Consider the following 13322-nt stretch of genomic DNA (forward strand, 5'->3'; position numbering starts at 1 on the left):
GCATGTCGTCCTACATCGCCCTCACGGCCCTCCTCGTCCACGACTACGACGAGGCCATCGACTTCTACACCCGCGCCCTCGGCTTCGACCTGGCCGAGGACACCGCCCGCCCGGACGGCTCCCGCTGGGTCGTGGTCCGCCCGCCCGGCGCCACCGAATCCGCCCTGCTGCTGGCCCGCGCCAAGGACGAGGCGCAGCGCTCCCGGGTCGGCGACCAGGCGGGCGGCCGCGTCGGCCACTTCCTGTACACCGACGACTTCGCCCGCGACCACGCCCGGATGACCGCCGAGGGCGTCCGCTTCCTGGAGGAGCCGCGCCACGAGGCGTACGGCTCGGTCGCCGTCTTCCAGGACCTGTACGGCAACCGCTGGGACCTGCTAGAGCCCGCCGCGCGATAGCCGGGGAGCCTCCCGTACGGGATCGGCCGGCGGGCCCCCGGCCGCCACCCGCCCGGCCAGCTCCCGGGCCCAGAGCACCAGCCCCGGCACGTCGATCCCGTACGGCCGCCCGTCCAGCCCCTCGATCCCGGCGGCCCCGCGCCGCAGCAGCCGCGCCCCGCCGACCGCATTGCCGCGCGCGGCGTGCGTCAGCCCGACCGCGAGCTGCGCGAGCCCCCGCCAGAGCGGGGCCGCGGCCTCGGGCCCGGACTTCCAGGCATCCTCGAACACCTCGTGTGCGTGGAACGGCATTCCGGCGTCCAGCAGCCGCTGCGCCTCCCGCAGGGTCTCCCCGGGCGAGCGCACCACCCCTTCGGGCTGCCGCTCCACCCCGGCCGCCCCGTAGCCGAGCGGCCGCCCCAGCCCGTCCCTGGGCCGCGCACTGCGCGCCCGACCTTCGACATCCCGATCCCGTGCGTTCACCACCCCATCCTCCCTCCCGCCGATTACTGGTGCATGCACACCCCTCGGCGTGGGGTAATGTTCTGCATGTGCCGCCGAGCACGGGGAAACCCGCAGGTCGCAGGCACAACGGGACGTGGCGCAGCTTGGTAGCGCACTTGACTGGGGGTCAAGGGGTCGCAGGTTCAAATCCTGTCGTCCCGACTCGAAAGAGTCGCAGATCAGGGGCCGTTTCAGAGCAATCTGAAACGGCCCCTTGATCGTTTTTGGGGACCAGTTGGGGACCAATGCGCTCAGTGCGGGTCAGACGGCGGTAACGGCCGTGACTGGCAGCGAACGAGGTGCACGGAGCACCATGAGGTGCGCAGACAGCGCGGCACCAGCTGCCGTGATCTGGCCGGCGTCGGGGTGCAGGTAGCGCTGAGTGGTGGTCAGCGAGCCGTGTCCGGCGATCTTGCGCAGGACATGGAGGGGGACGCCTGCGTCGGCGAACCAGGTCAGCCCGGTGTGGCGCAGATCGTGTCGTCGAAGGTGCTCGAAACCGAGCTCGGTGACGACGTTGTCCCAGTGGGTGGCGTCGCGCAGGACGGCGGTGGAGATGCGTCCGCCGCGGGGGCCGAAGAAGATCCGGGCGTCTGGGCTGTCGCCGGCGGCGAGCAGGCGTTGAGCCACCATTGGCCGTACCTCTTCGATGAGGGGTACCTTGCGGGCGCGCTTTCCCTTGGTGGCCTTGTCGACGAGCCCGCCTCGGGCGGGGGTGGTCTGCCGTCGTACGGTCCAGATCCAGGTGTCGGTGTCGATGTCCTTGACGCGGACTCCGGAGACCTCGCCGATGCGGGCTGCCGTGGACGCGGCGAAAGTGACCACGTCGCCCCAGCCCTGGTATTGGCCGTATGAGCGAGCGACCAGGGCCTTGGCGAGGGTCTGGAGGGTCTCCCAGTCGGGCAAGGCGAGCGCACGCGGGTCGTTCAGCTCGTCCTCGACCTGCTGGTACTGGCGCTGCCAGCCGCTGACTCGCGCGGGGTTGACCTTGATGAGCCCGTCTCGAACGGCCTGCTCCATGACGCGAACGAGGACGGCGATGGTGTTCTTCACGGTGGAGCGGCTGTACTCGTCAGCGATCCACCGGTAGACGGTGCGGTCCACTGCACCGTTGGTGATCATCCGAACCGGTAGATGCCCGAGGGAGGGCACTACGCGCAGACGCCAACCGGCCATATAGGGGTCGAGCGTCTTGAGCTCCAGTCCTCGAAGCGCGAGGTTCATGTTCGCGGTGCCGTAGTCGGCCAATGGCATGGTGGCAAGCGACGGGTTGACGCCGGCCTGAGCGGCCTCGACCAGGGCCGAGATCCACTCCTGGGCCTCGTCCTCGGTCTCCTTGGCTTCGGAGATGGACTTGCGGGACTTTGTCGTGGGGTCCCACCAGCGCACCCGAGCTCGGTAGGGCGAAGGCCGGTTGGGTCGGTATTCGACATCAGCGGTGAGGCGGACGCCAACCGGCACGGCCTCGACGGCTGAAGCAGGTGTCGCTATCGCCATGTCAGGCCGCCTGTTCGGGATCGACACGGCGACTGCGCAGCCAGTGTTCGACGTCAATCGCGCTGTACAGGGTGATGCGATCGGACACATGGACGAACGGCGGCCCTTGCAGGGGGCGTGCAGTGCGCCAGCGACGGAGCGTGGAGGGATCGAGGTTCAAGATGCCCGCGAGTTCGTCGGTCGTTAGCCATTTGCCGGTGACCAGGTCGGGGGAAACGTTTCGTCCGCTCTTCGCGGATTCCTGGGATGACATGGGGTCCTTGCGATGGCGCAGAACGCCGATCGGGCGAGTCGGTGCAAGAGGCAGGTTGGTCACGCTCCCCTGGGTGGAGGAATGGTGGGACGACGACCATAGAGGGAACGTTTGAAAAGTCCAGCGAAAAGCCACTGGATTCGCACACGGAGAACAACTCCCGCGGCGGTGCGGCTGGCTTAGGGGCCATCCGAGGTACCGGTTGCTCTCGAGGGTCTGTGGCTCACTGAGTGATCACTGCGCCCAACCGGACCATTCAGCCCTGAGGTGGAAGGCATCCCGTTCGGGCTGTGGCGTGGTGTTGACTTCCTGAAAACGGTCTTGGGCGCCGTGGCGCTCCCGTAACAGAGCGGGGTTAGGGATTTCGAGATCGAAGCTGTGCCATCGGACGGCAAATACCTTTCGACTAGGGGGGGGGAGGGAGTGGCGCGGTGGAGCTTCGATCATCTATGCGATCCCCGGTTTCCGAAACCGGGGATCTCCAGCTATATTCCACCGTGGATCGGCCGCAAAGTCGGCTAAATTGACCAACCGTCAGTCTTGGGCGGTTGGCTGCAGGCTGATGGGTGACGTGGATCAGTTCCCTGTAGTTCGCTACTTGGGGTGATCGGCACGCATGAGGTCGGGCTCCGGCTGAATGGCCGCCCGGCGGGTCTTCGTCTGCCGCTGGTACAGCAGTTGCACCCATCCTGACCAGCGGGGACGGCCGTCCGTACGACTCGCTGGAGGGGACTGGTCCGGAAATAGTTCGGATCTTGGTTCGCGGGTTCCTGGGGCGGCGGGGCGGGGTGTGCGCCGCACATGAGCGGCGCGAGACCGTCTCCGCCCAAGGGGAGGCGTTCGGTGCACTGGCTGTCGGTCAGGACGCGCCAGGTCGTGTCGGGCGAGCTTGACGGCGGAGACGAGGGGGATCTCGGCCGGCAGGGGGACGGTGCCGGGCGCCGGCCTCATTGGGCGACATGCTTGCGATGTGTGATGCAAGCCATATGGGGTTCCTGTCAGCAATCGGGGTGCTGTTCCGCTCAAGTCACCGAGAGCAAGCGAACCGACAGGAGCATCACATGAAGCACCGCATCGTTGTTCTGGGCGCCGGCTATGCCGGGGCCTACGTGGCCGGGACTCTGGCTCGTCGGCTGTCCCCGGCGGATACCGAGATCACCGTGGTCAACGCCGAGCCGGAGTTCGTCCAGCGGCTGCGGCTGCACCAGCTCGCGGCCGGCCAGGAGATCGAGGCTCCGAAGCTCGCCGATGTCTTCGCGGGCACGGGGATACGGCTGCGCCTGGCCCGTGTCACCGCCGTCTATCCCGAGCGCCAGGTCGTCGCCGTGGCCGACGCCGACGGTGGCGGCGAGCTCGGCTACGACACGCTGCTCTACGCGCTCGGCAGCCACGTCGCCGACCACGGCGTCCCCGGCGTGGCCGAGCACGCCTTCCACGTCGCCAGTCGTCCGGCGGCGCTGCGCCTGCGCGAGCGCCTGGACAGCCTGGGCGGGCGGGGCGAGGGCGGTCGTGTGCTGGTCGTCGGCGACGGGTTGACCGGCATCGAGACCGCCACCGAGATCGCCGAGTCCCGGCCCGGCCTGTCGGTGTCCCTGGTCGCCCGCGGCGAGCTGGGCGCCCCGCTCTCCGCCGGGGCACGCAGCCACCTGCGCCAGGCCTGCGACCGGCTGGGCATCACCGTCCTGGAGCACACCAGCGTCGAAGCTGTCGAAGCGACTCGGGTGCTGTGCGCCGACGGGAGCCCCCTGGCGTCCGACGCGACCGTGTGGACGGCCGGGTTCGCGGTCGACCCCATCGCCGCCGCAGCCGGGTTGGAGGTCACCGACGACGGTCGGATCGTCGTCGATCGCACCATGCGGTCGCTCTCGCACCCGAACGTCTACGCCGCCGGCGACAGCGTCTACACCATCGGCGACAACGGCCGGCCGCTGCCGATGTCCTGTGCATCGGCCGGCTTCACCGGCATGCAGGCCATGAAGGCCATCGTGGGATGCCTGACCGGCAGCAAGACGGCGAACGTCAAGCTGAGCTACCCGGGCAACCACATCAGCCTCGGGCGGCGCGACGGGATCCTGCAGATGGTCGACCATGAAGCGCAGGCAAAGCCGAAGTACATGGGCGGCCGGAAGGCCGCGCGGATCAAGGCGGCCATCCTCAAGATGTCGCTGTGGACCACCTCGCACCCGACGTTCGGGCTGCCCATGCGCAAGCGCCGCCTGGCCGCCGCGCCGGATGGGGCCGCCGCAAGGGTGGCCGCATAGCCCGCCTAGGGTAATCCCCGTGGACAGCACTGACATTGACCGCTTCGACACCTGCCGGTTCGAGGCCAGCCGCAGTCGGCTGGCCTCGCTGGCGTACCGGCTGCTGGGATCCGCCGCCGACGCCGAAGACGCCGTACAGGACGCGTTCTTGCACTGGCAGGCCGCCGACCGGCAGCGGATCAGGGTGCCGGAAGCATGGCTGACCAAGGTCGTCACCAACCTGTGCCTCGACCGGCTCCGCTCGGCACAGGCCCGCCGCGAACGCACCGTGGGCGCCTGGCTGCCCGAACCGCTCCTCGACGGCGACCCGATGCTCGGCCCGGCCGACACGTTCGAACAGCGCGAAACCGTCTCCCTCGCCGTGCTCACTCTCATGGAACGCCTGTCACCCTTCGAGAGGGCCGTCTACATCCTGCGCGAGGCGTTCTCCTACGGCCACGCCGAGATCGCCGAGATCCTCGACATCACCGAGTCCGCAAGCCAGCAGCACCTCCACCGGGCCCGGCGCCACATCACCACGGCGCGCCGCAGCGGTGAACTCGACCCGGCAGCCGCCCGCAGGATCGTCGAGGAATTCCTCGCCGCCGCCTCCTCGGGCCGCACCGAACGGCTGGTGGCGCTGCTCACCCACGACGCCTCCGCGATCTCCGACGGCGCCGGCCTGACCAAGAAGCTGCTGCAGTACGACACTCCGGAGCGCATCGCCGCCATCGCGCGGGCCGGCTTCAAGTCCACGCCCGCGAAGCAGCGACTCGCCGGAGGGGTCTCCGAGGTCCACTTCGCGCTCGTCAATGGCGCCCCCGCCCTCCTCTTCGTGCCCGGCGGCAAGGTCGTCGGCGCGGTGACGTTCGACATCACAGACGGCAAGATCGCAACCGTGCGCGGCATCGCCGCCCCTGCCCGCCTCCTCCGCCTCGCCGACGCCTGGCGGCAGCACGAACCGGACGCGCCGCTCATCGCCGAGTGGTGACCGGGCGCCGACCGAGGCCAGGCGCGGCACCCGCGCCGCGTTGAACCGTTTCCGGGTTCCCAGGCCGGTCGGGGTTCAAGCCGGGTACGGATTCCGTGACGCCGTGGCCGGGGCCCCGGCCCCCCTCACCCTGGCTCGCCGCCGGACCCAGGTCATCACGAGGACGAGGGCCGCTGCTGCGCCGTACGCGATGTTGCTCAGCGACGGCTGGAAGTGGAGCGTCGGGGCGAGGACGTAGACGGCGGCGCCTGCGAGGGGGATGCCGAGCCATTCCCAGCGTCCGTCCAGGGCGACGAGTGCGATGAGGAGCAGCGCGTACCAGGAGTAGCCGGGGGTGAGGAGGACGAAGGACCAGCCGGTGACCAGGAGGGCGCCGCTCCAGGGGCGTCGCGGGTCTCCGCGCCACATCACGTACAGGGACACTGCCGCGACGATGACGAGCAGTACGGGGAAGGCCCAGGTGTCCGGCAGGACCAGGCGCAGGAGCGAGTAGCGGGATCCGGCCGAGGCGTCGTCGTAGCCCTCCTCCTCGACGTAGCCGCCGAGGTAGCCGAAGACCGAGCCGTGCGAGAGGAGGACGTACGGGAGGTAGGTGAGTACGACGAAGGCGGTGGCGGGCAGGAGGACGGCGGCCGCGTCGCGGACGCGGCGGATCCCTGACAGGGCGCCGGGGAGGACGACGGCAGGCATGAGCTTCGTGGCGATGGCGGCGCCGATCAGCACTCCGCCTGCTGCCCGCCGGGTCAGGTTCCGGGAGGCGACGAGGCCGAGTCCGGTGACCGCGAGGAGTACGCCCAGGACGTCGGCGTGGGCGTTGTTGACGGCCTCGATTGGGACGGCAGGGCACCAGGCCCAGTACGCGGCTTTGCGGAGGTCGTCGCCGCGCCGTCGCAGGATCAGGAGGAGCGCGCCCGTGACGCCGAGGGAGATCAGGGCGGCGCCGATCTGGAGCGGCTTGTGGCGGGAGTCGGCGGGGGAGAGGCGGTCGACGGCGAGGAAGTACGCCTCGGCGACGGGCGGATAGATGGTGTGGACGGCGGGCCTGTTGAGGCGGGTGCAGTGGGGTGTGCTGCCGGTGTGGGGGATCGGGGCGAGGTCGGGGCCCGTGCAGGCGGCGCCGGTGGGGAAGAGCCAGGGGTCGCGGAGCCTGGCGAGCGCCGGGTCCTGCGGGGCGTGGTCGTACGGGGAGAGGCCGGCGGACTGGACGCGGCCGTCCCAGGCGTAGCGGTAGGAGTCGGTGCTGGTCCGCGGCGGCCCCATCAGCCCGGTCAGCGTGACGGCGACGGCCCCCGCGGCGATCAGCCACGCGGCGTGGCGGGCCGGGACCCGGCGCAGCGCCAGCAGCGCGACGGTGAAGAGCACCCAGCAGGCCGCGTACCACCAGAACAGGCCGACGGGGTCGCTGAAGTAGCCCCCGTACACGACGGTGCGGGCGAGGAGCGTCGTGAGTGCGGCAAGGGCGAGGGCGGTGGTCACCAGCGCGGTGCGAGGAGTGAGGGCGGTAAGGGCTTTCACCTGCGGAATCGTTCCAGGGATCGGCTCTCCCGTGGGCCGTGCCATCTCGGATGTCCGTGTTTCGTAAGGTGTTCCGCCAGCCTGCTCGGGCCTCGTCGGGGGTGTGATGGGGGCATGCGTTTCACCCTGCCCTCCGGACCGCCCGTCACCTTCAAGGCGCGCCTGCACGATGCCCGTACCGCGACCGCCATCGGCCGCTGGCTCGGCCTGGCCATGGCCGTCTGCTTCGCGACCGGTGTGCTGAGCCACTACCTCCAGCACCCGCCCGGATGGCTGGCCGATTCGCTGCCGAGCCGCCCGTACTGGGGTTACCGGCTCACCCAGGGTCTGCACGTGGCGTCCGGGATCGCCGCGATCCCGTTGCTGCTGGCGAAGCTGTGGGCGGTCTATCCGCGGCTGTTCGCCTGGCCTCCGGTGCGATCGGTCCTCCACGCCCTGGAGCGGATCTCGGTGGCGATCCTGGTCGCGGCCGGACTGTTCGAGCTGTTCACCGGGCTGCTGAACACCTTCCAGTGGTACCCGTGGCCCTTCAACTTCGTTCCCGTGCACTACGCGGTCGCCTGGCTCCTGCTGGGATCGCTCCTGCTGCACGTCGCCGTGCAATGGCCGAAGATCCGCGACCACTTCACGCTCCGTTCCCCCGGAACCCTGACCCTGCCCGAGGCCGACGGGCCCGACCGCCGGCAGTTCCTCCTCGGCGTCACAGCCGCGGTCGGAGCAGTCACGCTCACCACGGTCGGACAGTCCGTCACCGCACTCGGCCCGCTGGAACTGTTCGGCCCGCGCAGCCCCGCCCACGGGGCCCAAGGGCTCCCCGTGAACCGAACGGCTGCTGCCGCGCGCGTCTCCGAGGCCTCCTTGGCCGACTGGCGTCTGACCGTGGCCGGGCCGCGTCCTTACAGCCTCACGCTGGACGAGTTGCGCGCCCTGCCGCAGCATGACGTCACCCTGCCCATCGCCTGCGTGGAGGGCTGGAGCAAGTCCGCCCACTGGACAGGGGTGCGGGTACGGGACCTCCTGGAGCTCGCGGGCGGCGGCCCGGGTGCGCGGGCCCGGGTGGTCTCCCTCGAAGCGGCGGGCGCCTACCGGGTGATGGAGATGGGACGCCTGTACGCGCAGGACCCGCTCACGCTGCTCGCGCTGCGGCTCAACGGCGAGGTGCTGTCCCTGGACCACGGCTACCCGGCGCGGATCATCGCCCCGAACCGGCCCGGTGTCCTGCAGACCAAGTGGGTCGGCCGCCTGGAGGTGGCGTGATGAACTTCCGATACGTGATGGGCGGATTCGGGATGGTGTGCACGGCCTGGGGCGGGTGGCTGCTCCTCCAGCAGCCCGAGCCGTGGCGGATCGCCGTTTGGCTCGGAGGAGCGGTCGTGGTGCACGACGGGTTCGTCGTGCCCGCAGTGATGGCGGTCGCCGTCCTCGTCGGGGTGGCCGGCCTGCGCCTGCACGGGGTAATGCGCGGAGCCCTGATCGTCGCGGGCTCCCTCACCGCGATCGCCCTTCCTCCGTTGCTGCGGCCGGGGGGCGTGGCCAACCCCACCGTCCTTCCGCTCGATTACCTACGCAACTGGCTGCTCGCTATGGCGGCCATCGTGCTGTTCACCCTCGCGTACGTCGGCGTGCGTGCCGTGGCGCGCCGGGTGGGCCGGGAGAGCCGTCGGGCCTGATCGGGGCGGTGCCGCGGAAAGCCGACGGGTTCGCGCATTGTTCTTGAATGGTCGCTCATGTATTTTCTTCTCATGCCCAGACCGCGAGAGTTCGAGCCCGACGCCGTTCTGAATGTGGCCATGCTTCGGTTCTGGGAGCGCGGGTACCGGGCGGTGTCCGTCGAGGATCTGGTGAAGGCGACGGGAGTCAAGCCCGGCAGCCTCTACAGCGCCTTCCCGGGCGGCAAGCGCGCGCTGTTCCTGAAGTCGCTGGAGCGGTACTCGCGGCTGGTGGTCCCCGAGAAGCTGGGCGAGCTGGAGGCTCCGGGCGCCTCGGTGAGCGAGATCCGCGGGTACTTCGACGGGCTGGTGCGTGATCTGCTCAGCCCCGAGGGGCGGCAGGGCTGCCTGCTCGTGAACACGGCGATCGAGAACGCGGCCGAGGATGACGAGGCGGCGGCCGTCGTCCGTGGCCACCTGGCCCGGCTGGAGCGGTGCATGACCCACGCACTGGAGAACGCGGCCCGCAGGGGGCAGGTCCGAGCCTCCCTGGACTGCGCCGGCAGCGCCAAGCTGCTGGTCGCCACCTGTCAGGGGCTCATGGTCGTCGGGAAGGCCAACCCGGACGAGGTGCTCCTGCGCGCGATCGTCGACAACGCCTTCGCCGCTCTCGCCTGACGGCGAGGCGTACGGGCCACCGTTCGCGGTGGCCCTTTTCTTCGCACCAATAGTTGAATGACTGCTCAAGAATGGAGTCGGTACATGAAGGCCATCGTCATCTCCGCCCACGGCGGCCCCGAGGTCCTCACCCTCACCGAGCTGCCGGACCCGGTGCCCGCCGACGGTGAAGTGCTGGTCCGGGTCAAGGCGTTCGGCCTCAACCACGCGGAGGCCTACATGCGCAGCGGTGCCTGGGGAAAGGTCGCCGCCGTCCCCGGGATCGAGTGCGCCGGACTGGTGGAGGACGATCCGTCCGGCGAACTCCCCGTCGGGACCCGGGTGGTGGCGATCCTCGGCGGCATGGGGCGGACCCGCAACGGAAGCTACGCGGAGCTGGTGACCGTACCGGCGACCAACGTGGTCGCCGTGCGCTCCTCGCTGGACTGGGCCGACCTTGCGGCGGTACCCGAGGTGTACGCGACGGCGTGGAGCGGCCTGTTCGGAAACCTGGACCTGCGGCCGGGCGAAACCGTCGTTGTGAGGGGAGCGACCTCCTCGCTCGGCCAGGCCGCGGTCAACCTGGCGGTCGACCACGGCGCGACCGTCCTCGCCACGACCCGGGATCCGCTGCGGGCGCCCCTGCTGAAGGAGCTCGGGGCTGCCGACGTACTCATCGACGACGGCGCGCTCGCCACCCAGGTCGCGGAGCGGGAGATCGGCGTCGACGCGGTGTTCGACGTCGTCGGCAACAGCGTCCTGCGTGACTCGCTGGCCCTGGTCCGGCCGCGCGGCCGGGTCTGCCAGCTCGGCTTCCTGGGCGGATTCGAGCCCGTACGCGACTTCGACCCGATCGCCGACCTCCCCAGCGGAGTCCGGCTCAGCTTCTTCGGCAGCGCCTTCGTGCTGGGCACCCCGGCGTTCCCGCTCACCGACGTACCGCTGGACGAGATCTACGCCAAGGTCCACGCCGGTGGCCTGCGGGCCCGTCCCGCCCGGGTCTTCCGGTTCGGTGAGATCGTCGAAGCCCATCGGGTCATGGAGGCCGGAGAAGCCCTCGGGAAGATGGTCGTCACCGTCGGCTGAACTCCCTCACCTGCGGCGGCCCGCCGAGGCGCCCTGGTCGAGGGTGAGCGCCTCAGGGGGTGGGATCCGCACTGCTGCGGATCCCACCCGGTGGTTCGCCGCTCGGCAACCGGTCAGCGCGTGAGGTGTACGAAGTGCCGGCCCGTCGTTTGCCAGGTGTCGTACGGGGTCCAGCCCGCGGACCTCGCCGCGGCGCACAGGGCGCGGGCGCCGAGCCGGGCCCACCAGAAGGAGGCTCCGCGGCCGCCGGTGCCGTCCTCGACGTACACCTCGACGCGTTCGTCGACGTCGGCGGCGGCGACCTCGACCAGCAGGGAACCACCGGGTGCGGTCAGTTCGGCGGCGCGGTGCAGCAGGGCTCCGGGGTCCCCGCCGATGCCGATGTTGCCGTCGATGAGCAGGACGGTGCCCCAGCTGCCTTCGCGGGGAAGCGGGTCGAACACCGACCGGCACAGGGCGCTGCCGCCCGCCCGCTCGGTACGGGCCACGGCCTCGGGGGTGACGTCGACACCGAGTGCCGTATGGCCGAGCCCGGCGAGGGCGGCGACCAGTCGGCCCGGTCCGCAGCCGATGTCGAGGACGGGCCCGGTGCACCGGGCCAGGACGGTGTCGTCGGCCGCGTCGGGCTCGGCGCACCACCGTTCGACCTCCAGCGGCAGCAGCCAGCCGTCGCGTCGACGCAGGAACAGCGGCCCCTGCCCCGTGCGGAGGGCGACCGCGTACGGATCCGCCTGCCAGGTACGGGTGGCGGGCTCGGCGAGCTGGGCGGTCATCGGGTCACCGCGCGCATGCCGTGGTGCAGGGTGGCGAAGCGCGTCCGCGGGGCTGCGGCCGCGACCTGTTCCGCGTCGGCGGGGGTGTCCACGTCGCACAGCTCGGGCAGGTCCCGTACGGAGAGCCCCGCATCGGTCAGGCGCTGCCGCTGGACCTCGCCGGTGTGTGCCACGGACATGGGGACGCCGAGCAGCAGGGCGGGGTCGGGGTGGGCGAGGCCGAGGGCCCAGAACCCTCCGTCGTCGGCGGGCCCGAACCAGGCGTCCGCCCCGGTGAAGTCGAGCCCGGGCGCGAGCAGGCCGGGAGTGACCTGCGGGGTGTCCATGCCGACCAGCAGGCTCGGTCCTTCGGCCAGGGCGAACGCGGCGGCCAGTCGGACGTCCAGGCCGCCCGTGCACTGCGGGACGACCTCGATGCCGTCCGGGATCCAAGGGCCCGGATGTCCGTCGAGGACCAGGACGCGGCGCCGGGCCGGCGTGGCAAGGACCGCGGCGAGGGTGTCCTGGAGTGCGGCGAGGGCCAGGTCGGCGGCCTGCTGCGGGGTGAACTGCGTGGTCAGTCGGGTTTTCACGCGCCCGGCGACGGGCGCCTTGGCGATGACGAGGAGGGTGCTCATGCGGAGACCCCCTCGGTCGGTGCGGGTCGGGCGCCCGGCGGCTCGGCCAGGACCCTGCGCATGTCCCGTACCGCGCGCCAGGTACCCCGCCAGGTGCCGGTGACCTTGGACTTCCCGGATCGGGGGAGGTACGGGATGTCCGTCTCGGCCACCTTCCAGCCCGCGTCGGCGGCCCGTACGACCATCTGCAGCGGGTAGCCGCTGCGCCGGTCGGTCAGCTCCAGGCCGAGCAGTGCCTCGCGGCGGGCGACCCGCATCGGTCCGAGGTCGTGGAGCCGCAGGCCGGTGCGGCGGCGCAGCATGCGGGCCAGGGCGATGTTTCCGGCACGCGCGTGCGCGGGCCAGGCGCCGCGGCCCTGCGGGCGGCGCCGGCCGAGCAGGAGGTCCGCCTCGCCGCCCGCGACCCGCTCGGCCATGGGGGCGAGCAGCCCGGGGTCCATGGAGGCGTCGCAGTCGCAGAAGCAGACCAGTTCGGCGCGTGCGGCTAGCAGTCCGGCGTGGCAGGCGGCGCCGAAGCCGCGCCGGGTCTCGTGCACGACGGTGGCGCCGAGGGAGCGGGCGATGTCGGCCGAGCCGTCGGTGGAGCCGTTGTCGACGACGATGGCCCGCCACCCGGCCGGCACCCGCGCCAAGACCCAGGGGAGGGCTTCCGCCTCGTCGAGGCACGGCAGTACGAGGTCCGCGCGGGGCGGACGACAAGCAGAAGGAGTCACCCTCCACACCGTAGGAACCGAAGGGCGGAGAAGGGCGCCCGAAGACCTTACGAAACGCGGACGCCGCGTCGCGCGGAGCCAGGCCCAGGTCCGCGCGGCACCGCACGGTGTCACTGTGGAGGCATGGCATCCGGCAGCGAACCCGGCCTCCGGCGAAGCTGCGGGGGCGGGGCAGTCAGGCCCGTACCCCTCCCTCGGGTGCGGGCGTGGGCCTGGCGATCGTCCGGGGCATCGTCGAGGCCCGCTCCGGGCGCGCGGATATCCACAACGTGCCCGGCGGTTGCCGCTTCGAACTGACCCTCCCCGCAACTGCGTAGGCCGTTCCGGTCGGATCACGGAATCGAAATCGGCGACGACCGATGAGTTCCTTCATGATCCAAAGTCAGAGATCATGGTGGGTGTGTGGCAGGCGGGTATGTGCCCCGGCGCGCATCGATCGAATCTGCTGAG

14 protein-coding genes, 1 tRNA gene and 1 pseudogene are annotated in these 13322 nt (G+C 71.0%); 9 read left to right on the forward strand and 7 right to left on the reverse strand.

Annotated elements, in window-relative coordinates; translation table 11 throughout:
• The first annotated feature begins 2 nt into the window (after window positions 1-2).
• Window positions 3-398, forward strand: a complete 396-nt coding sequence (locus OG444_RS31690) for a VOC family protein (RefSeq protein WP_327265427.1) — start codon at window positions 3-5, stop codon at window positions 396-398.
• Here the strand turns inward: OG444_RS31690 and OG444_RS31695 are convergent.
• Window positions 378-860 (reverse strand): DUF309 domain-containing protein, encoded by a 483-nt coding sequence (locus tag OG444_RS31695; RefSeq protein WP_327265428.1) that lies wholly within the window; start codon window positions 858-860, stop codon window positions 378-380. The genes OG444_RS31690 and OG444_RS31695 overlap by 21 nt on opposite strands.
• A 109-nt stretch (window positions 861-969) precedes the next feature.
• Here OG444_RS31695 and OG444_RS31700 point away from each other — a divergent pair.
• A tRNA-Pro gene (locus tag OG444_RS31700) sits at window positions 970-1043 on the forward strand.
• A gap of 99 nt (window positions 1044-1142) precedes the next feature.
• Here the strand turns inward: OG444_RS31700 and OG444_RS31705 are convergent.
• Window positions 1143-2378: a tyrosine-type recombinase/integrase gene (locus OG444_RS31705; RefSeq protein WP_323185392.1), complete on the reverse strand. Its 1236-nt coding sequence runs from the start codon at window positions 2376-2378 to the stop codon at window positions 1143-1145.
• 1 nt (window position 2379) lies between these two features.
• The gene (locus OG444_RS31710; protein WP_266353965.1) at window positions 2380-2694 is read right to left on the reverse strand and encodes a helix-turn-helix transcriptional regulator; all 315 of its coding nucleotides are present in this window, start codon (window positions 2692-2694) and stop codon (window positions 2380-2382) included.
• Between the two features lie 998 nt (window positions 2695-3692).
• Between OG444_RS31710 and OG444_RS31715 the strand changes: the two genes are divergently transcribed.
• Together OG444_RS31715 and OG444_RS31720 are read left to right on the forward strand one after the other, a co-directional pair.
• Entirely contained in the window at window positions 3693-4892 is a 1200-nt protein-coding gene (locus OG444_RS31715) for an NAD(P)/FAD-dependent oxidoreductase (protein WP_327265429.1), read from the forward strand.
• A gap of 19 nt (window positions 4893-4911) precedes the next feature.
• Window positions 4912-5862: a sigma-70 family RNA polymerase sigma factor gene (locus OG444_RS31720; RefSeq protein ID WP_266606513.1), complete on the forward strand. Its 951-nt coding sequence runs from the start codon at window positions 4912-4914 to the stop codon at window positions 5860-5862.
• Between the two features lie 75 nt (window positions 5863-5937).
• Here the strand turns inward: OG444_RS31720 and OG444_RS31725 are convergent, their stop codons facing one another.
• A complete protein-coding gene (locus OG444_RS31725; protein WP_327265430.1) occupies window positions 5938-7377 on the reverse strand; it encodes a glycosyltransferase family 87 protein in 1440 nt (479 codons plus the stop codon).
• A gap of 114 nt (window positions 7378-7491) precedes the next feature.
• On the opposite strand from OG444_RS31725, the gene OG444_RS31730 reads away from it, so the two are divergent.
• The 4 genes from OG444_RS31730 (at window position 7492) to OG444_RS31745 (ending at window position 10769) form a co-directional block, all read left to right on the forward strand.
• Window positions 7492-8634, forward strand: a complete 1143-nt coding sequence (locus tag OG444_RS31730) for a molybdopterin-dependent oxidoreductase (protein WP_327265431.1) — start codon at window positions 7492-7494, stop codon at window positions 8632-8634.
• Entirely contained in the window at window positions 8634-9047 is a 414-nt protein-coding gene (locus OG444_RS31735) for a hypothetical protein (protein ID WP_327265432.1), read from the forward strand. Before OG444_RS31730 ends, OG444_RS31735 begins: the two co-directional genes overlap by 1 nt.
• Window positions 9048-9119: 72 nt before the next feature.
• The gene (locus tag OG444_RS31740; protein ID WP_266444393.1) at window positions 9120-9704 is read left to right on the forward strand and encodes a TetR/AcrR family transcriptional regulator; all 585 of its coding nucleotides are present in this window, start codon (window positions 9120-9122) and stop codon (window positions 9702-9704) included.
• Between the two features lie 84 nt (window positions 9705-9788).
• Window positions 9789-10769 carry a zinc-binding dehydrogenase gene (locus tag OG444_RS31745; protein WP_327265433.1) on the forward strand — a complete coding sequence of 327 codons (981 nt, stop codon included), beginning with the start codon at window positions 9789-9791 and terminating at the stop codon, window positions 10767-10769.
• Window positions 10770-10882: 113 nt separating this feature from the next.
• On the opposite strand, the gene OG444_RS31750 is transcribed toward OG444_RS31745, so the two are convergent.
• Genes OG444_RS31750 through OG444_RS31760 form a run of 3 tightly spaced genes read right to left on the reverse strand, consistent with a single transcriptional unit; the run spans window position 10883 to window position 12872 of the window.
• Window positions 10883-11542 carry a class I SAM-dependent methyltransferase gene (locus OG444_RS31750; protein WP_327265434.1) on the reverse strand — a complete coding sequence of 220 codons (660 nt, stop codon included), beginning with the start codon at window positions 11540-11542 and terminating at the stop codon, window positions 10883-10885.
• Window positions 11539-12159, reverse strand: coding sequence for a TIGR04282 family arsenosugar biosynthesis glycosyltransferase (locus tag OG444_RS31755; protein WP_266606519.1), 621 nt, complete (start codon window positions 12157-12159; stop codon window positions 11539-11541). Before OG444_RS31755 ends, OG444_RS31750 begins: the two co-directional genes overlap by 4 nt.
• Window positions 12156-12872 carry a glycosyltransferase family 2 protein gene (locus tag OG444_RS31760; protein WP_327265435.1) on the reverse strand — a complete coding sequence of 239 codons (717 nt, stop codon included), beginning with the start codon at window positions 12870-12872 and terminating at the stop codon, window positions 12156-12158. Before OG444_RS31760 ends, OG444_RS31755 begins: the two co-directional genes overlap by 4 nt.
• Before the next feature lie 167 nt (window positions 12873-13039).
• Here OG444_RS31760 and OG444_RS31765 point away from each other — a divergent pair.
• Window positions 13040-13189 (forward strand): annotated as a pseudogene (locus tag OG444_RS31765) (ATP-binding protein); the annotation flags it as partial.
• Between the last annotated feature and the right edge of the window lie 133 nt (window positions 13190-13322).

Origin of the sequence: Streptomyces sp. NBC_01232 (assembly GCF_035989885.1) — a bacterium.
Taxonomy (GTDB): Bacteria; Actinomycetota; Actinomycetes; order Streptomycetales; family Streptomycetaceae; genus Streptomyces.

Excerpts from the sequence above, each read along its gene's own strand:
- OG444_RS31730 (WP_327265431.1), top strand. The coding sequence starts at position 7,492 with ATGCGTTTCACCCTGCCCTCCGGACCGCCCGTCACCTTCAAGGCGCGC.
- OG444_RS31740 (WP_266444393.1), top strand. The coding sequence starts at position 9,120 with ATGCCCAGACCGCGAGAGTTCGAGCCCGACGCCGTTCTGAATGTGGCC.
- OG444_RS31715 (WP_327265429.1), top strand. The coding sequence starts at position 3,693 with ATGAAGCACCGCATCGTTGTTCTGGGCGCCGGCTATGCCGGGGCCTAC.
- OG444_RS31735 (WP_327265432.1), top strand. The coding sequence starts at position 8,634 with ATGAACTTCCGATACGTGATGGGCGGATTCGGGATGGTGTGCACGGCC.
- OG444_RS31745 (WP_327265433.1), top strand. The coding sequence starts at position 9,789 with ATGAAGGCCATCGTCATCTCCGCCCACGGCGGCCCCGAGGTCCTCACC.
- OG444_RS31755 (WP_266606519.1), bottom strand. The coding sequence starts at position 12,159 with ATGAGCACCCTCCTCGTCATCGCCAAGGCGCCCGTCGCCGGGCGCGTG.
- OG444_RS31705 (WP_323185392.1), bottom strand. The coding sequence starts at position 2,378 with ATGGCGATAGCGACACCTGCTTCAGCCGTCGAGGCCGTGCCGGTTGGC.
- OG444_RS31690 (WP_327265427.1), top strand. The coding sequence starts at position 3 with ATGTCGTCCTACATCGCCCTCACGGCCCTCCTCGTCCACGACTACGAC.
- OG444_RS31750 (WP_327265434.1), bottom strand. The coding sequence starts at position 11,542 with ATGACCGCCCAGCTCGCCGAGCCCGCCACCCGTACCTGGCAGGCGGAT.